Annotated in this window: 15 protein-coding genes; 11 read left to right on the forward strand and 4 right to left on the reverse strand. The window is 65.4% G+C overall.

Features of this window, described 5'->3' with window-relative positions:
* Positions 1-38: 38 nt before the first annotated feature.
* The 3 genes from G4D77_RS00740 to G4D77_RS00750 form a co-directional block, all read right to left on the reverse strand.
* A complete protein-coding gene (locus tag G4D77_RS00740; RefSeq protein WP_227740753.1) occupies positions 39-1,454 on the reverse strand; it encodes an HD domain-containing phosphohydrolase in 1,416 nt (471 codons plus the stop codon).
* 97 nt (positions 1,455-1,551) lie between these two features.
* Positions 1,552-1,719 carry a hypothetical protein gene (locus G4D77_RS00745; RefSeq protein WP_156493777.1) on the reverse strand — a complete coding sequence of 56 codons (168 nt, stop codon included), beginning with the start codon at positions 1,717-1,719 and terminating at the stop codon, positions 1,552-1,554.
* Positions 1,720-2,054: 335 nt separating this feature from the next.
* On the reverse strand, positions 2,055-2,285 hold the full coding sequence (locus G4D77_RS00750; RefSeq protein WP_193726253.1) for a hypothetical protein: 231 nt from the start codon (positions 2,283-2,285) through the stop codon (positions 2,055-2,057).
* Here G4D77_RS00750 and dusA point away from each other — a divergent pair.
* From dusA to rsxB, 3 genes are all read left to right on the forward strand, one after another.
* Complete coding sequence (gene dusA, locus G4D77_RS00755; RefSeq protein WP_250134248.1) at positions 2,275-3,252, forward strand: tRNA dihydrouridine(20/20a) synthase DusA; 978 nt, start codon at positions 2,275-2,277, stop codon at positions 3,250-3,252. The two genes, G4D77_RS00750 and dusA, sit on opposite strands and share 11 nt — an antisense overlap.
* Positions 3,253-3,419: 167 nt before the next feature.
* On the forward strand, positions 3,420-4,793 hold the full coding sequence (locus G4D77_RS00760; RefSeq protein WP_016445947.1) for a polyhydroxyalkanoate depolymerase: 1,374 nt from the start codon (positions 3,420-3,422) through the stop codon (positions 4,791-4,793).
* Between the two features lie 23 nt (positions 4,794-4,816).
* Positions 4,817-5,533: an electron transport complex subunit RsxB gene (gene rsxB, locus G4D77_RS00765; protein ID WP_154834383.1), complete on the forward strand. Its 717-nt coding sequence runs from the start codon at positions 4,817-4,819 to the stop codon at positions 5,531-5,533.
* 36 nt (positions 5,534-5,569) lie between these two features.
* Here the strand turns inward: rsxB and G4D77_RS00770 are convergent, their stop codons facing one another.
* Positions 5,570-7,108 carry a methyl-accepting chemotaxis protein gene (locus G4D77_RS00770; RefSeq protein ID WP_034363912.1) on the reverse strand — a complete coding sequence of 513 codons (1,539 nt, stop codon included), beginning with the start codon at positions 7,106-7,108 and terminating at the stop codon, positions 5,570-5,572.
* A 188-nt stretch (positions 7,109-7,296) separates the two neighbouring features.
* Here G4D77_RS00770 and dapC point away from each other — a divergent pair, with 188 nt between their 5' ends.
* The 8 genes from dapC (at position 7,297) to G4D77_RS00810 (ending at position 16,981) form a co-directional block, all read left to right on the forward strand.
* Positions 7,297-8,502 carry a succinyldiaminopimelate transaminase gene (gene dapC, locus G4D77_RS00775; protein ID WP_133073999.1) on the forward strand — a complete coding sequence of 402 codons (1,206 nt, stop codon included), beginning with the start codon at positions 7,297-7,299 and terminating at the stop codon, positions 8,500-8,502.
* 51 nt (positions 8,503-8,553) lie between these two features.
* The gene (dapD, locus tag G4D77_RS00780) at positions 8,554-9,378 is read left to right on the forward strand and encodes a 2,3,4,5-tetrahydropyridine-2,6-dicarboxylate N-succinyltransferase (protein ID WP_012205450.1); all 825 of its coding nucleotides are present in this window, start codon (positions 8,554-8,556) and stop codon (positions 9,376-9,378) included.
* A 180-nt stretch (positions 9,379-9,558) separates the two neighbouring features.
* The gene (locus G4D77_RS00785) at positions 9,559-10,728 is read left to right on the forward strand and encodes a PilT/PilU family type 4a pilus ATPase (protein WP_016445943.1); all 1,170 of its coding nucleotides are present in this window, start codon (positions 9,559-9,561) and stop codon (positions 10,726-10,728) included.
* Positions 10,729-10,813: 85 nt separating this feature from the next.
* The gene (dapE, locus tag G4D77_RS00790; protein ID WP_016445942.1) at positions 10,814-11,974 is read left to right on the forward strand and encodes a succinyl-diaminopimelate desuccinylase; all 1,161 of its coding nucleotides are present in this window, start codon (positions 10,814-10,816) and stop codon (positions 11,972-11,974) included.
* Positions 11,975-11,996: 22 nt separating this feature from the next.
* Positions 11,997-12,974 carry a 50S ribosomal protein L3 N(5)-glutamine methyltransferase gene (prmB, locus tag G4D77_RS00795; protein ID WP_016453486.1) on the forward strand — a complete coding sequence of 326 codons (978 nt, stop codon included), beginning with the start codon at positions 11,997-11,999 and terminating at the stop codon, positions 12,972-12,974.
* A 1-nt stretch (position 12,975) separates the two neighbouring features.
* A complete protein-coding gene (locus G4D77_RS00800; RefSeq protein WP_154834384.1) occupies positions 12,976-13,983 on the forward strand; it encodes a LysR family transcriptional regulator in 1,008 nt (335 codons plus the stop codon).
* A gap of 180 nt (positions 13,984-14,163) precedes the next feature.
* Positions 14,164-15,756 (forward strand): class I adenylate-forming enzyme family protein, encoded by a 1,593-nt coding sequence (locus G4D77_RS00805; RefSeq protein ID WP_016453488.1) that lies wholly within the window; start codon positions 14,164-14,166, stop codon positions 15,754-15,756.
* Between the two features lies 1 nt (position 15,757).
* The gene (locus G4D77_RS00810) at positions 15,758-16,981 is read left to right on the forward strand and encodes an acyl-CoA dehydrogenase family protein (RefSeq protein ID WP_016453489.1); all 1,224 of its coding nucleotides are present in this window, start codon (positions 15,758-15,760) and stop codon (positions 16,979-16,981) included.
* The last annotated feature ends 14 nt before the right edge of the window (positions 16,982-16,995 follow it).

Genomic DNA, 16,995 nt, shown 5'->3' on the forward strand with positions numbered 1-16,995 from the left:
CTGGATCAAGTCCAGACCAAAATAATTATTCAATCCAATCAAACAGCCGTCGCTACAGCACGAATTGGAAACTTTCGACCAAGATCAACACGCAATTGCATTCTGCGCATCAACTCTGGCGTCAAAACTCGACCTGCTGTAAGCAAGACCAAGCCTTCCCTCGATACGAAGTCTTGAGCTAAAGTCATCCCTGGCCTCAGTTCCGAACAGGGGACATTAATTGGAGCCGGGTCGGGAGCAGGGGTCGCCTGAATCACAATTTGCAAGAAAGCATCCACAACCTCTGGATCAAATTGTGCTCCTCTACTATGCGAAATGAGCGTTCTTGCCTCTGCGCAAGTTAGCGGCTTACTGCTCAAATGCCCCACCATCAGGTCATCGTAAAAATCAGCAACCGCTATTATGCGAGCACCTATTGGAATATCCTTCCCCTTTAGGCCATCAGGGTAACCTGCTCCATCGAATCGCTCATGGTGAGACCTGACGAGAGTAGCGACAAGATGCGCATCATCTATCGACAGAAGCAGTTGCTCTCCCAAACTGCTATGGTTTCTATACTTATCCAGTTCCTCATGACTTAAACTTGGGACGGGCTTGCTTAACATCCCATCGGGAAGAGTAATATGAGCGATATCATGAATGAGCGCAGCGACAAAAGCATTCTGCTGCTCTGCTTCACTTAGCTGCATAATACTTGCGGTTCGGCGGGTTAGATCCGCAACGCGTCTTGAATGTCCGGCAAGTATCCCCCCTCGCCACTCAAGCAGATTTGAAAACATTCGGATCGATGCGACGAAGCTTTTTTTAAGTTTCCTATGCGCCTCCAACAATTCGTCGTCATGCTCATGGGCAGTCAGCTCAACAGCTGCATTTAGTTCTGCCAACTCCTTCGTCAGCGCTCTATTTTTTTGCTCTAGCCGAATATTCTCATAGCGTGTAATTTTTTGATCATTCAGTTGCTCAATGACAGCCAAAAATTGCTCACTATTCCAAGGTTTGACTATATGGCGGTGCAAGCCCAGCAACCGACCAAGGCCTTTCGTAATTGCCACGGGACTGCATTCCGAAAGAAAAATCACGAACAGATCAGGGGACTGCCCAACGAGATTTTCCAGCCACTGCCCACCATCCTTGTCAATTACACGCGTATTGCATATCAACAAGTCAATTCGTCCACCAGCAAACTCAGCCAACGCTTCCGGCGCACTTGCCGCCATTCGCATATCATATCCAGCCTGACCGAGCAACAGGCCCAACCCTGAAAAATCTTCCACCTCGCAATCAACCATCAATGCTTGCAACCGCGATTGCGGAGCGAGTGATTCTTGCCTCTCTCTAACATTCATTTGGCGTGCCTCCATTTGTCTTATTCGATGCATGGCCTCGCCAATATGCCATCGAAAGGCAATGTGCAGATAGAAATTATTTACCAACACCAAATGAATGAAGATCAAATTTATCCGCTTCTCGCCACTCACTTACATCTAGCTAACATTACCCCAGTTTCGCGCAATGGATGAAATTTGCTCCAGGCAGAGCTCTCATTTGGATTCAAGGCAGTCTTGTCGGCCACGCTTGAAGCCCTGCCGCGTAGGCGGGCACCCGAGTGCGCAGCAGCTTGAGCCTGGCGCGGTCCAGCACCTGCAGCGGCGCATCAATGCCGCGCGCGGCCGAAGCATGCAGGAAGACCTGGCGCAGCCACACCATGTCATTGAGCACGGCGGCGGGCTGGCGTCGTCTTCCGTGCGCCGCTGCTTGGTGTGGCCCATCAGATCCTGCACCGTGAGCTTGGCGGCCTGGAGGTCGGCCCGACCAGAGGCCTGCAGTCGCGCGATGCCGGCCTTTTTGCAACGGCCCCACTCAGTCACGTTTTTGACCGCACTGACATAATCCCGCAGTAGCTCCCCCACTGAAATTTTCTTGTGCACGGCCTGGCGCCTGGCCAAAAGCGTGCTCCTGGTCCATCTCGTGCTCGCGCCTGCGCAGCCACTCATTGGCCAGCACTTTCCGACGGTAGGCCTGGCTTTCGCGGTGGACAAACGTGCCGTTCTCCATCAGCCGGATCTGTGCGGTGCAGGCAAGCGAGCAAGCAAGCCGTGTGCGCGCTTGCGTGAAGTGATGGTTCCATCTGTTTTGCGACAGATGAAGGATGTGGCAAAGCCAGCGAGAAAGTCAGCAAAAACGGGGTTGGATGGCGAAGAACCAGGCAACGACGCCAGAGCAAAAAACCCAATCAGATCAATGACAAACGTAGAAAACCAAGCACCTGCCAGCATGTGGCGCATGTCCGTTGCACCCATGATGGACTGGACTGACAAGCACTGCCGCTACCTGCACCGACTGCTGAGCCGCCATACCCTGCTGTATACCGAGATGGTGACCACGGGCGCACTGCTGCACGGTGATGTGCCACGGCATCTGCGGTTCGAGGCCGAGGAGCATCCGGTGGCGTTGCAGCTCGGCGGCAGCGAGCCGTCGGATCTGGCGCAGGCTGCGCGGTTGGGAGCGCAGTGGGGATATGACGAGATCAATCTGAACTGCGGCTGCCCCAGCGAGCGGGTGCAGCGCGGTGCATTTGGCGCCTGCCTGATGAACGAGGCGCCGCTGGTGGCCGATTGCGTGAAGGCCATGGTGGATGTGGTGGACGTGCCTGTCACGGTGAAGCACCGCATCGGCATCGACAAGGACGGGAGCTACGAATTCGTGCGTGACTTCGTGGGCACGGTGGCCGATGCGGGATGCCGCGTGTTCATCGTTCACGCACGCAATGCCTGGCTCAAAGGCTTGTCTCCCAAGGAAAACCGCGAGATCCCGCCGCTGCGCTACGAGATCGTGGCCCGGCTCAAGCAGGATTTTCCGCAGCTGACCATTGCCATCAATGGCGGCATCAAGGCCGACGCCACCGTGCAGGAGCTGCTGCAGCAGGTCGATGGCGTGATGGTGGGGCGTGAGGCCTATCACAACCCCTGGTGGCTGGCCTCGTGGGATGCGCTGTACTACGGCGATGCTGGCGTGGAGCACACGCGCGAGTCCATCGAGGAGCAGATGGTGGCCTACATGGAGCGAGAGGCGCGCACGCACGGCACGCACTGGTATTCGATAGCCCGCCATATGTTGGGGTTGCGCAACGGGCTGGCAGGTGCGCGGCGCTGGCGCCAGGTGTGGAGCAACCACCAGTTCAAGCAGTTGCCGCCTTCAGAGGTGATGCGGCTTGCGCGCACCAAACCGGCCGAAGCGGCGCTTGCCGCCTAGCGCGCCGCACTGCATTGCAGGAATGCCGGGGGCTGGGCGGCCGCCAGCTTACAACCATCAGTCAAGCTATCACTTAAGCGACAGTATTAGAGGGGTTTTACTACCAATTTTCTTAGCGTGCTGCTGATATATTGCACTGCAACAAATCCAAACAACCCCTTGTATCCATGCTCTATCAGCTCTACGAAATCCAGCGCGCCATGGTCGAGCCCTTTGCCGATTTCGCGCAGGCTGCAGCCAAGCTCTACAGCAACCCCCACTCGCTGCTGAGCCAAGGTCCGATGTCCCAGCGCATGGCCGCCGGGTTCGACCTGTTCTACCGCCTGGGCAAGGATTACGAAAAGCCCGAGTTCAACCTGCGCAGCGTCGATGTCGGCGGCGTGGACGTGACGATCCGCGAGCGGGTCGAAGTGGACAAGCCGTTTTGCGAGCTGCGCCGCTTCAAGCGCTTCTCCGACGACACCGAGACACTGCAGACCATGCTGAGCCAGCCAGTGGTGCTGATCGTGGCGCCGCTGTCGGGCCACTACGCCACGCTGCTGCGCGATACGGTGCAAAGCATGCTGGGCGACCACAAGGTCTACATCACCGACTGGAAGAACGCCCGCCTGGTGCCGCTGGCCGATGGCGAGTTCCACCTCGACGACTACGTGAACTATGTGCAGGAGTTCATCCGCTACCTGCAGGGCAAGTACGGCCAGTGCCATGTGGTCAGCGTCTGCCAGCCCACGGTGCCGGTGCTGGCGGCCGTGTCGCTGATGGCCAGCCGTGGCGAGACGCCTCCGCTGTCCATGACCATGATGGGCGGCCCCATCGATGCGCGCCGCTCGCCGACCTCGGTGAACAACCTGGCGCAGAACCGCAGCTTCGAGTGGTTCGAGAACAATGTGATCTACCGCGTGCCCGAAGGCTATCCGGGCGTGGGTCGCCGCGTCTACCCCGGCTTCCTGCAGTACTCGGGCTTCGTGGCCATGAACCCGGATCGCCACGCCAAGAGCCACTACGACTACTTCAAGGACCTGATCAAGGGTGACGACGCCAGCGCCGAGCACCACCGCAAGTTCTATGACGAGTACAACGCCGTGCTCGACATGGATGCCGACTACTACCTCGAGACCATCGCCACGGTGTTCCAGGACTACAAGCTGGTCCATGGCACCTGGGAAGTGCGTTCGCCCGAGGACAAGGTTGAACTGGTGCGCCCGCAGGACATCAAGGGCAGCGCCCTGCTGACCATCGAGGGCGAGCTGGACGACATCTCCGGCTCCGGCCAGACGCGGGCTGCGCACGATCTGTGCACGGGCATTGCCGCGGATCAGCGCAGGCACCTTGAAGTGCCGGGCGCGGGACACTACGGGATTTTCAGCGGCCGCCGCTGGCGAGAGATCGTCTATCCGCAGGTGCGCGAATTCATCAGCACCCACCAGCCCGAGAGCGCCACCGCCGCCAGCGCTGCAGGCCATGCCAGCAGCCTGAGCGATGACGCGCCAACGGCCGCCGAGCAGCCACGCAAGCGTGGCGCCAAGGTGCAGGCAGGCTGATTCCCGAGCAAGCCCGCCACGCCATGTCCTCCACCGCCATGCTCGCCCGCGACGATCTGGCAGCGCGCATAGACGCCGCGCTGCCGCAGACGCAGTGCACGCGTTGCGGCTACCCTGACTGCGCCAGCTACGCCCAGGCCGTGGCCTCGGGCGAGGCTGGCATCAACCAGTGCCCACCGGGCGGCGCTGCGGGCGTGGAACGGCTGGCCGCATTGACGGGTCGGCCTATTGTTGCGCTGAGCGCCGAGCACGGCATGGAAGCCCCGCGCACCGTGGCCGTGATCGACGAGGCCTGGTGCATCGGTTGCACCCTGTGCATCAAGGCCTGCCCCACGGATGCCATCCTGGGGGCCAACAAGTTCATGCACACGGTGATCGCAGCCCACTGCACGGGATGCGAACTGTGCATTCCCGTGTGTCCGGTCGATTGCATCGAACTGCACAACGCCAGCGGCCCGGCCACAGGCTGGTCTGCCTGGAGCCCCCAGCAGGCCGAGCATGCGCGCCAGCGCTATGTGCTGCACCGCGAGCGTGAAGTGGAGCGCGAGCGTTTGAGTGCAAGCCGGGCAGCGACGCCTCTTGCGCAGGCAGAGCAGGCAGCAGCCGACGACGCCAGCCCTCAAGCACCCTGCCCCGCACCTCCCGTGGCCGAGAGCAAGCAGGCCACCATCGCCGCCATCCTGGCCCGCGCACGTGCCCAGCGCGCGGGCGGCGGTTCATCGCCGAACGCGTGCCAGTGAAGCCCGCCAGGCGGCAGTCTGCCTTCCAGGCCAAGGCTAGGCCGCCAGCGCCAGACTCTTGTAGACGCCGCATCCCCAGTACAGCCCGCCATGCTTGCAGACGAAGGACATCTTGGTCTGTACCTGTTGCGTGGCAGGGTTTCTGAAGTCGTACTCCACCCAGCCTGGGCCGCGCTCGGCCTGGGCAATGATGTCGGCCAGCAGCTGCTCACCCCGCACGCCTGGCAGCTCCTGCACGCGCACGCCCACACGCGCAGGGTTGCCGCCAAAGGCGCGGTAGCTGCCGTCGGCGGCCAGGGCGAAAACGTACATATCGCGGTCATGGAAGGGCTGGCCGGGGTCGTTCACGGCGGCCAGCAGTGCCTCGGTGGCCACTCCGCGCCGCGCCAGGCCCAGGGCCGACTCGACCAGGGCCACGGCCTCCTCCGCCGTGCCCTGCTGCAGCCGAAAGCGCGACACCGCCCCTGACAGCATCTGCGCGCGCTGCTGCAGCGCGCGTGCCTGGTCCAGCGCGTGGCCCACCATCTGCGCGTTGTGCTGGGTGATCTCGTCGATCTGGTGCACGGCGCGGCTGATCTCGGCCAGGCCCGTGCTCTGGCTGCCGGTCGATTGCGAGAGCTCGCCCATGTGCTCGGCCACCTGGCGGATGCCTTCGGTCACGCGCTCCATGCCACGTCCGGCCGTGCGGATCAACTCGGTGCTGTGCTCCACCTGGGCCAGCGCATCGCCGATCAGGTGGCGGATCTCGCGGGCCGCCTCAGCCGAGCGGCCGGCCAGGGAGCGCACCTCGCTGGCCACCACGGCAAAGCCGCGGCCCTGCTCGCCCGCACGCGCCGCCTCCACGGCAGCGTTCAGCGCCAGGATGTTGGTCTGAAACGCAATGCCGTCGATCACACCGATGATCTCGCGCATGCGGCCGGCGCTGCTTTCAATGGTCTCCACCGACTCCACGGCGCGGCCCATGGCCACCACGCCTTCATCGGCCGCGCCGCGCACCGCGCTGGCCTGGTGGTGGACCACGCCCACCACGTCGGCGTTGTGCTGCACGGCGCTGCTGAGCTGCTCCACGCTGACCACGGTCTGGGCCAGGTTGGTGGCCTGCAGTTCGGTGCGATCGGACAGTGCCTGGTGCTCGTTCACCAGTTGTTGCCCGGCCTGCGCCACCAGGGCCGCATTGCTGCGCACATCGGCCACCATGCCAGACAGCGAGGTCACCATGCCGCCCAGCAAGGCCTTGGGCGTCTGGACGTCGCCTGCGCCCTCCTGGGAGGCCGCAGCCTCCACGGCCACGCGCTGGCTCAGGTCTCCCTGGGCGATGCCCTGCATGGCCTGCTGCAGCAATTCGCGCTCGCCGATCACCCGCGACCAGAGCCTGTGCATGCCGCCCAGCAGCAACCCGGCCCACAGCAGCAAGGCTGCCCAAACCCAGGGCCCCAGGCCCATCGAATCGGCCACCAACGCCAGCGCCGGTCCCGCCAATGCCCACACCGTGCATACGAGGAAGCCGGCACCTGGGCCGGATGTATGCTTACGATGCCTGCTTCCATCTTTTTCCATGCCAGCGCCTGCCTGCATAGCTGTCTGCCTCTCTTGTCATTGGTATCTGGAATTCACCGTTTGCGAGGCCCCGCCACACGAGTTGGCATGGCCCCAGTCGAGACCATGCCAGAATAGGTAACAGAATGCAAAAAAGCCAGCGTGCAGACCCGCAGTCCCCTGTGACAACGGCATGCCGAAAGCGCATCAATCCATAATGCGAGCCCATGAATCCCCTGCTCTCCCGACTCCAGCCCTACCCGTTTGAGCGTCTTCGCAAACTGTTCGCCGGGGTCCAGCCACCGGCGGGCGTGCGCCCCATCAGCCTTGGCATCGGAGAGCCCCGCCATGCCACGCCGCCCTTCATCGAACAGGCGCTGAGCGCCGACCTGGGCGGCCTGGCCAAGTACCCGGCCACAGCCGGCGAGCCCGCGCTGCGCGAAGCCTGCGCCCAGTGGGCGCGCCAGCGCTACGGCATTGCGCTGGACGCCGCCGCCCAGGTGCTGCCGGTCAACGGCTCGCGCGAGGCCCTGTTCTCCTTCACCCAGGTCGTGGTGGACGCCAGCCAGGACGGCGCGCGCGTGATCTGCCCCAACCCGTTCTATCAAATCTACGAAGGCGCCACCCTGCTGGCCGGCGCCCAGCCGTACTACGCCCCCAGCGATGCCGCGCGCAATTTCGCGGTGGACTGGGACAGCGTTCCCGCCGACGTGTGGGAAAAGACCCAGCTGATCTTCGTGTGCTCTCCCGGCAACCCCACGGGCGCGGTGATGCCGCTGGCCGAATGGGAAAAGCTGTTTGCGCTGTCCGACCGCCATGGCTTCGTGATTGCCAGCGACGAGTGCTATAGCGAGATCTACTTCGACGGCACGCCTCCCCTGGGCGGACTGGAAGCCGCGCAGCGCCTGGGCCGCACGGACTACAAGAACCTGCTGATGTTCACCAGCCTGTCCAAGCGCAGCAACGTGCCTGGCCTGCGCAGCGGTTTCGTGGCGGGCGATGCGGCCCTGATCAAGGCCTTTTTGCTGTACCGCACCTACCACGGCGGCGCCATGAGCCCCGTGGTGCAGACGGCCAGCATCGCGGCCTGGGGCGACGAAGCCCATGTCGAGGAAAACCGCCGCCTGTACCGCGAAAAATTCAACCAGGTCACCCCCGTGCTGGCGCGCGTGATGGATGTGCGCCTGCCCGACGCAAGCTTCTACCTGTGGGCCGGCATTCCCGAATCGCTGGGCCTGGACGACGCCGACTTTGCACGCGAGCTGTATGCCGCCACCGGCGTGACCGTGCTGCCCGGCAGCTACCTGGCGCGCGAGGCCAATGGCCGCAACCCCGGCGCCGGGCGCGTGCGCATGGCCCTGGTGGCCGAGACCGCCGAATGCCTGGAGGCGGCCCAGCGCATTGCACAATTCATAGAATCACGCCAGCGCTGAGCCACGCCTGGCCACCCCTTTCCTCACAAACCCTTTGATCACCAAAGCCATATGACGCAACAGCTGCAATCCATCATCGACACCGCCTGGGACAACCGTGCCAGCCTCTCCCCCGCTGCCGCGCCCAAGGAAGTGACCGAGGCCGTGGACCACGTGATCGAAGCCCTGAACAACGGCCAGCTGCGCGTGGCCACGCGCGAAGGCGTGGGCCAGTGGACCGTGCACCAGTGGATCAAGAAGGCCGTGCTGCTGTCCTTCCGCCTCAAGGACAACGTGCTGATGCAGTCCGGCGACCTGAACTTCTTCGACAAGGTGCCCACCAAGTTCGCCGGCATGACCGAGGCCGAGATCGCCGCCACCGGCGTGCGCGTCGTGCCTCCGGCCGTGGCCCGCCGTGGCAGCTTCGTGGCCAAGGGCGCCATCCTGATGCCCTCCTACGTGAACATCGGCGCCTACGTGGACGAAGGCACCATGGTCGACACCTGGGCCACCGTGGGCTCCTGCGCCCAGGTCGGCAAGAACGTGCACCTGTCCGGCGGCGTGGGCCTGGGCGGCGTGCTGGAGCCGCTGCAGGCCAACCCGACCATCATCGAGGACAACTGCTTCATCGGCGCGCGTTCCGAAATCGTCGAAGGCGTGATCGTGGAAGAGAACTCGGTGATCTCCATGGGCGTGTACATCGGCCAGTCCACTCCCATCTATGACCGTGCGACCGGCGAGACCAGCTACGGCCGCGTGCCCGCCGGCTCGGTGGTGGTGTCGGGGAACCTGCCCAAGGACAACGGCCGCTACAGCATGTACGCCGCCATCATCGTCAAGAAGGTCGATGCCAAGACACGCTCCACCACGAGCCTGAACGACCTGCTGCGCGATTGACCTGCATCCGGACCGCGCCAAAGGCGTGGTTGCGGCGCCAAAACATCCCCTGTTCAGGGGATGGACCAAGGCATACTCTCGAGGGCGTCCCCGGCCACCAGGCAGCGGACGCCCGTTTCACGTCAAAAGCGCGTGACAACGATCCAAGAACAGCTACAGCACACGAATTTGGGGGAACACATGGGCACGATGGAGAGGATTTTGCGCCTGATGGGCGAGAAGCAGGCGTCCGACGTCTACCTGGCGGTCAACGCGCCGGCGCTGATCAAGATCAACGGCGAATGCGTCCCCATCAACAACCAGCTGCTGCCGCCCGATGCGCCGCGCAGCCTGCTGGCCGAGATCGTGCCGGCCGAGCGCCTGCAGGAGCTGGACGAGACGGGCGAGCTCAACATGGGCGTGCCGCTGCGCGGCGTGGGGCGTTTCCGCGTCAGCGCCATGCACCAGCGCGGCAGCTGCGCCGTGGTGATCCGCTTCATCGCCCAGCACATCCCGCCCATGGACACGCTGAACCTGCCGCCCGTGCTGGGCGAGCTGATCATGCAAAAGCGCGGCCTGCTGCTGGTCGTGGGCTCCACGGGCTCGGGCAAGAGCACGACGCTGGCCTCGATGATCGACGCGCGCAATGAAAAGCTCACGGGCCACATCCTCACCATCGAGGACCCCATCGAATACCAGTTCCGCAACAAGCGCTCCATCGTCAACCAGCGCGAAGTGGGATCCGACACGGCATCGCTGCAGGTTGCGCTCAAGAATGCGCTGCGCCAGGCGCCCGACGTGATCCTGATCGGCGAGATCCGCGACCGCGAGACCATGTCCTCGGCCATGGGCTTTGCGCAGTCGGGCCATTTGTGCCTTGCCACGCTACACGCCAACAACAGCTACCACGCGCTCAACCGCATCCTGTCCTTCTTCCCCGAGGAAATCCGGCCGACCATGCTGGGCGAGCTGTCGGCAGCGCTCAAGGGCGTGATCTCCCAGCGCCTGGTGCGCACCGTGGATGGCGGCCGCATGCCGGCCGTCGAGGTGATGCTCAACACCAAGCTGATCGCCGACCTCATCGAGCGTGGCAACTTCTCGGGCGTCAAGGAGGCCATGGAGAAATCCATGGCCGAAGGCTCGCAGACCTTTGAAGAGGCGCTGGCCCAGCTGATCCGCTCGGGCCGCATCGACCGCGCCGAGGGACTGGCCTTTGCCGACTCGCCCACCAACCTGATGTGGCGCCTGGAAAACGACGTGGTCAAGGCCGGCCATGCCGCGCCGTCCAGCCAGTTCGCCGAACTGGCCACGCCCGGAGAGGACGACATGCCCTCGTTCACCGAAATCATGCTGGAAGTCAAGCCGAACTGAACGGCCGGGCCTGCAGCGTTCACAATGTCGGAGCACGCTGGCGCCAGCCGGCCCTCCGACTTTTTTGTTTTTTGACCTTCCCACCATGTCCCGCACCTTGCAACTGACCGAGCAGCTGATCAGCCTGCCATCCGTGACCCCGGAAGACGCCGGCTGCCTTGAACTCCTGGCCGATGCCCTGCTGCCCATGGGCTTTGCCTGCGAGCGCATCGACAGCGGCCCCGACAGCTTTCGCGTGCGCAATCTCTGGGCCAGGCGCTCCGGCGCAGGCACCGACCGGCCCGTGCTGGTCTTTGCCGGTCATACCGACGTGGTGCCCACCGGCCCCCTGGAGCAGTGGAGCAGCCCGCCCTTCGTGCCCACGCACCGCGACGGCAAGCTGTACGGCCGCGGCGCCAGCGACATGAAGACCTCCATCGCCGCCTTTGTCGTGGCACTGGAGGAGTTCCTGGCCGAGACGCCAACTCCCTCCTTCGACATTGCCCTGCTGCTGACCAGCGACGAGGAAGGCCCTTCGGTGGACGGCACCAAGGTCGTGGTCGAGCTGCTGCGCGAGCGCGGCGAGCGCCTGGACTGGTGCATCGTGGGCGAGCCCACCTCCGTGGACCGCACGGGCGACATGATCAAGAACGGCCGCCGGGGCACCATGAGCGGACGCCTCACCGTCAAGGGCATCCAGGGCCACATCGCCTACCCGCAGCTGGCGCGCAACCCCATCCACCAGGCCCTGCCGGCCCTGGCCGAACTGGCCGCCACGCGCTGGGACGAGGGCAACGCCTTCTTCCCGCCCACCAGCTGGCAGATCAGCAACATGCATGGCGGCACGGGCGCATCCAACGTCATCCCCGGCCATGTGACCATCGACTTCAACTTCCGTTTCTGCACCGAGTCCACGGCCGAATCGCTGCAGCAGCGCGTGCACGCCGTGCTGGACCGCCATGGACTGGAGTACGAGCTGGCCTGGACCATCGGCGGCCAGCCCTTCCTGACCACGCCGGGCACGCTGGTGAACGCCGTGCAGGCGGCCATCCGCGCCGAGACCGGCCTGGAGACCGAGCTGTCCACCACGGGCGGCACCAGCGACGGCCGCTTCATCGCCCAGATCTGCAGCCAGGTCGTGGAAGTGGGCCCGCCCAACGCCAGCATCCACAAGATCGACGAGCACATCGTGGTGGCCGACATCGAGCCCCTCAAGAACATTTACCGCCGCACGCTCCAGGAGCTGCAGCGCCAGCAGGCCGCCTGAACGCGCGCCCAAGGAGCCGACGATGACATCCGCCCCCACCCCTGCCAATATTCCCGCCATCTCGGGCAGCACCATCGCCGACCTCGTGGCCTCGGGCGCCGCGGCGCTCACTGCGGCCGGCGTGGCCTTTGGCCACGGCACGGCCACGGCCGAAGACGAATCGGCCTGGCTCACGCTCTGGAAGCTGGGCCTGCCACTGGACAGCGAACTGGCGCCGGGCGCGCCCGAGTCCCTGGCCAGCCAGCCGGTGAGCGCCGAGCAGCAGGCCGAAGTGGCCGAGCTGTTCGCAGAGCGTATCCGCACACGCAAGCCCGCCGCCTACCTCACGCGCGAGGCCTGGCTGCAGGGCGTGCCCTTCTACGTGGACGAGCGCGCCATCGTGCCGCGCAGCTTCATTGCCGAACTGCTGGCCGACGGCAGCATCGACGGCTGGCTGTCCGACCGCACGCGCCGCGTGCTGGACCTGTGCACCGGCAACGGCAGCCTGGCCTGCCTGGCGGCCATGGCCTGGCCCGAGGTCGAGGTCACGGGCGCCGACATCTCGGCCGACGCGCTGGCCGTGGCCCGCATCAACGTGGACCGCCATGAGCTCGCCGAGCGCGTGCAACTGCTGGAGAGCGACGGCCTGGCCGCCCTGCCCGGCCCCTGGGACCTGGTGCTGTGCAACCCGCCCTATGTGAATGCCGACAGCATGTCGCGCCTGCCTGCCGAATACCAGGCCGAGCCCGAGCTGGCGCTGGCCGGTGGTGCCGACGGCATGGACTTCATCCGCCGCCTGCTGCAGGACCTGCCCTCGCGCCTGGCCAAGGAAGGCGTGGTCGTGCTGGAAATCGGCAATGAAAAGGACTTCTTCGAAGCCGCCTTCCCCGACCTGCCCGTGTTCTGGCTGGACACCAGCTCGGGCGACGAGCAGGTGCTGCTGATCACCCAGGAGGCACTGCGCGCCTGGACCGAAGGCGATATCGAGGCCCTGCGCCCCACCTACCGCCCCCTGGGCTGAGATGGACCTGCGGGCGCTGCGCTACTTCATCGCCGTGCTGGAGGCTGGCAGCCTCTCGCGCGCCGCGCACTCGCTGTACGTGGCCCAGCCCGCGCTCACGGCGCAGATCAAGAAGCTGGAAGGCGAGCTGGGTGCGCAACTGCTGGAGCGCAGCCACGCCGGCGTGACCCCCACCCCGGCCGGCGCGCAGCTGTACGAGGATGCCCGCCGCCTGCTGTCCGACGCCGATGCCATGCGCGAGCGCATACAGCGCCTGCCCCAAGGCCCCGAAGGCTCGGTCACCATCGCCCTGCCCTTTTTGCTGACCAGCCTGCTGGCAGGCCCCCTGATTGCCAGCCTGCGCCACAGCCACCCGCGCATACGCATCTTCGTGCTCGACGACCTGAGCCTGATGGTGCAAAAGGCCATGCTGGACCGGCGCGCCGACTTGGCCATTCTTGTGGACACGGCCAGCCTGCATGACCTGCAGGTGCAGCCCATGGCCGAGGAATCCATCTACGTCTGCGGCCAGGATGGCGATGGCAGCGTGGCCCCGCTGCTGCGCCCGGCGCCGGACGGCGGCCTGCCGCACATGGACTTTGCCCATGCCTGCCAGCTGCCGCTGGTGCTGCAGTCGCGCCGCTTTTCCATCCGCCAGACCGTGGAGGCCGCCGCCGATGCGCGGGAGCTGCGGTTGAACATCGTCCACGAACACGATTCCGCCCGCGTCATCCGCTCGCTCTACCACTGCGGCGCGGGCTTCACCTTCACGCCCGCCTGCTCGCTGAGCGATGCGCCCGCCTGGCTGCGCGAGGGCGCCAAGGCGGCGCCCACGGGCCTCCAGCCCGGCTGGATCGTGGCCCAGGTCGCGGCGCCCTCGCTGCTGCGCCGCTACTTCCTGGCCGTGCAGGCCAACCGCGGCGGTGACCCGGCACTGCAGGTGGTCCGGCAGGCACTGCTGGACCAGGCCCGGCAACTGATCACGGCGGGCCTCTGGCAGGCGCGCTGGCAGCATCCGCAGCAGATGTGATGCAGCAGCCCAGCGTAGTGCGGCAGTCCGATGGTCATCAGCAAAAACGGCAAGGGTTGGTCTGGACATCAATTTTTCTGATGCAACTGAATCACTAATCGGTATTTCCCCGGCCCGGTCCTCTTCTGCAACAGTGCATGGCACGCCGCGCAAAACGCGCGGCTTCAGCCAAGGAATGCCATGCACGAGACATCCCGGCCCACCGCAGGCCACCCCCATTCCCTCCCCATACCCAATGTCGGCGAACTCGTCGCACGCAGCTGCAGGGCCCATGCCGAGCAACCTGCGGTGACCAGCGCCACGCGCAGCATCAGCTACGCAGAGCTTGAGCAGCGCTCCAACCGCGTGGCGAACGCCCTGCTTGCCCAGGGGCTGGCCCGCGGCGACCGCGTGGGCATCTACCTGCCCAATTGCGTGGAAATCGTGGAGATCGAGATCGCCTGCTACAAGGCCGGGCTCATCAAGGCGCCCTTCAACGCACGCCTGTCTCCACGCGAAGTAGGCGATATCGCGGCCAACAGCGATGCTTCCATCATCGTGACCACGGCCGCGCGCGCCGAGGCCTTCAAGCCGCACCTGCAGTCTGCCGACGTGCGCCTGCTGCTGCTGGACGGCCCTGCCGACAGCAACTACGAAGCGCTGCTCGCCCGCGCCAGCGACCGCTTCCAGCCCGTGGACGTGCACGAGCACGAGGTGGCCGTGCTGCACTACACCTCGGGCTCGTCGGGCGTGCTCAAGGCCGCCATGCAGACCTTCGGCAACCGCCTGGCCCAGCTGCGCAAGTTCCTGATGCGCGGCGAGGGCATGCAGGCCGGCCATGTGCTGGGACTGGTGGGGCCGGTCACCCACGCCTCGGGCATGCAGATGGTGCCGGCGCTGTGCACGGGCGCCACCATCCACCTGTTCTCGGGCTTCGAGCCGGGCGCCTTCATGGCCGAGATGCAGGCGCGGCGCGTCACCCATACCTTCATGGTGCCCACCATGATCAACATGCTGCTGGCCGAGATCGGCGGCCGCTACCGCCCGCTGCCCGACCTGCAACGCCTGGGCTACGGCGCAGCGCCCATGGCGCCCGCGCGCATCCTGCAGGCCATGGACGTGTTCGGCCCCATCCTGTCCCAGGGCTACGGCGCGGGCGAGACCACCTCCGGCGTCTGCGGCCTGACGGTGCAGGACCACCTGCAGGCGCGCGCGTCGCGGCCCGAGCGGCTGGCATCCTGCGGCCGGCCCTTCCTGGAATCCCTGGTGGAGGTGGTGGACGACGAAGGCCGCCGCGTGCCCGAGGGCGAGATCGGCGAGATCGTGGTCAGCGGCACCGATGTCTTCGCAGGCTACTGGCGCGCGCCCGAGCTGACGGCCGAGGTGCTCAAAAACGGCCGCTACCACACGGGCGACCTGGCCCGCATGGACGAGCAGGGCTTTGTCTACATCGTGGACCGCAAGAAGGACATGGTCATCAGCGGCGGCTTCAACGTCTATCCGTCCGAGGTGGAGTCCGTGCTCTACGAACACGCCTCGGTGGCCGATGCCTGCGTGTTCGCCATCCCCGACGACAAATGGGGCGAGGCCGTGGCCGCCCACATCGTGCTCAAGCCCGGCCTGGCCGGCGACAGTGCCGCGCTGGACCGCTTCTGCGCCGAGCGCCTGGGCGGCTTCAAGCGCCCGCGCCACATCGAATTCGTGCAGCAACTGCCCAAGAACCCCAACGGCAAGGTCATGCGCCGCGCCGTGCAGGCGCCCTACTGGGCCAACCACGCCCGCAAGGTGAACTGAGATGAACGCCAAAGACACACTCCCCACCGCCAACGCTGCCCTGCTGGAAATGCCCTTTGAAGGCTCCGAGCGCGCAGCCGGCCTGATCGACGCGCTCAACGCCTTCATCCACGGCGAACTGGCCGACCTCGCCCGCGCGCATGGTGTGGACCATGAAAACAGCGCCTCCACCGATTTGCTGCGCCAGGTCTGGAAGCTGTCGCATGCGCGCGGCTTCTACGGCATGACCCTGCCCGAGGCCATGGGCGGCGCCGGCCTGTCCGTGCTCGACCAGGTGCTGGTCAAGGAGGCCATCTACGCCACGGGATCGCCCTTCGCGCCCCATGTGCTGGGCGAACTCAGCGGCCCGCCGCGCATAGGCGCGCTGATCCGCAAGGCCACGCCCTTGCAGATGGAGCAGTTCATCCTGCCCGTGGCACGCGCCGAAAAGTCCATCTGCTTTGCGCTGACCGAGGCGGCGGCCGGCTCGGACGCGGGCGCGCTGGAGACGCGCGCCGTGCTGGAAGGCGACCATTACGTGCTCCACGGCCGCAAGCGCTTCATCTCGGGCTCGCCGTTTGCCGACTTCGCCGTGCTCATGGCCTCGACCGCGCCCGAGGGCAGCCCGCAACGCGAGATCAGCGCCTTCTTCGTGGACCTGCATGCACCGGGTGTGCAGGTGGTCAGCGGCTACAAGACCATGGCCGGTCAATCGAGCACGGGCGACATCGTGCTCGACGGCTGCCGCGTGCCCGCTGCCCAGTTGATCGGCGAGCCGGGCCGGGGCCTGGCCCTGGCGCTGGGCCGCATCACCGTCAACCGCCTGCTGCACTGCCCGGCCATGCTGGGGCTGGCGCAGGTGGCGCTGCGCGATGCGCGCGACTATGCGCTGGGGCGCCAGCAATTCGGCCGCAGCATTGCCCAGTTCCAGTCCATACAGCACATGCTGGCCGACATGGCCACCGAATGGATGGCCGCGCGCGCACTGATGGTGCAGACGGCCCGCGCCATCGACGCCGGCATCGATGCGCGCGCCCAGGCCTCGATGAGCAAGCTGTTCTGCTCGGAGACGGCGTTCCGCATTGCCGACCGCGCCGTGCAGATCCATGGCGGCGAAGGCATCGTCCAGGGCCGGCGCGTGGAATTCCTGTTCCGCATGCTGCGCATGTACCGCGTGCTCACGGGCACCAGCGAGATACAGCGCAACACCATCGCCAAGGAGCTGCTGGAGCGGGCCGGCGCCTGAGGCTGGCCGGCAGC

Source organism: Delftia sp. WY8 (genome assembly GCF_018437695.1).
Classification (GTDB): Bacteria; Pseudomonadota; Gammaproteobacteria; order Burkholderiales; family Burkholderiaceae_C; genus Comamonas; species Comamonas tsuruhatensis.

What these genes read in the sequence shown, in the direction of transcription:
- dusA (WP_250134248.1), top strand. Translation starts at nt 2,275, where the DNA reads ATGTGGCGCATGTCCGTTGCACCCATGATGGACTGGACTGACAAGCAC.
- G4D77_RS00750 (WP_193726253.1), bottom strand. Translation starts at nt 2,285, where the DNA reads ATGCGCCACATGCTGGCAGGTGCTTGGTTTTCTACGTTTGTCATTGAT.
- G4D77_RS00760 (WP_016445947.1), top strand. Translation starts at nt 3,420, where the DNA reads ATGCTCTATCAGCTCTACGAAATCCAGCGCGCCATGGTCGAGCCCTTT.
- rsxB (WP_154834383.1), top strand. Translation starts at nt 4,817, where the DNA reads ATGTCCTCCACCGCCATGCTCGCCCGCGACGATCTGGCAGCGCGCATA.
- G4D77_RS00770 (WP_034363912.1), bottom strand. Translation starts at nt 7,108, where the DNA reads ATGCAGGCAGGCGCTGGCATGGAAAAAGATGGAAGCAGGCATCGTAAG.
- dapC (WP_133073999.1), top strand. Translation starts at nt 7,297, where the DNA reads ATGAATCCCCTGCTCTCCCGACTCCAGCCCTACCCGTTTGAGCGTCTT.
- dapD (WP_012205450.1), top strand. Translation starts at nt 8,554, where the DNA reads ATGACGCAACAGCTGCAATCCATCATCGACACCGCCTGGGACAACCGT.
- G4D77_RS00785 (WP_016445943.1), top strand. Translation starts at nt 9,559, where the DNA reads ATGGGCACGATGGAGAGGATTTTGCGCCTGATGGGCGAGAAGCAGGCG.
- dapE (WP_016445942.1), top strand. Translation starts at nt 10,814, where the DNA reads ATGTCCCGCACCTTGCAACTGACCGAGCAGCTGATCAGCCTGCCATCC.
- prmB (WP_016453486.1), top strand. Translation starts at nt 11,997, where the DNA reads ATGACATCCGCCCCCACCCCTGCCAATATTCCCGCCATCTCGGGCAGC.
- G4D77_RS00800 (WP_154834384.1), top strand. Translation starts at nt 12,976, where the DNA reads ATGGACCTGCGGGCGCTGCGCTACTTCATCGCCGTGCTGGAGGCTGGC.
- G4D77_RS00805 (WP_016453488.1), top strand. Translation starts at nt 14,164, where the DNA reads ATGCACGAGACATCCCGGCCCACCGCAGGCCACCCCCATTCCCTCCCC.
- G4D77_RS00810 (WP_016453489.1), top strand. Translation starts at nt 15,758, where the DNA reads ATGAACGCCAAAGACACACTCCCCACCGCCAACGCTGCCCTGCTGGAA.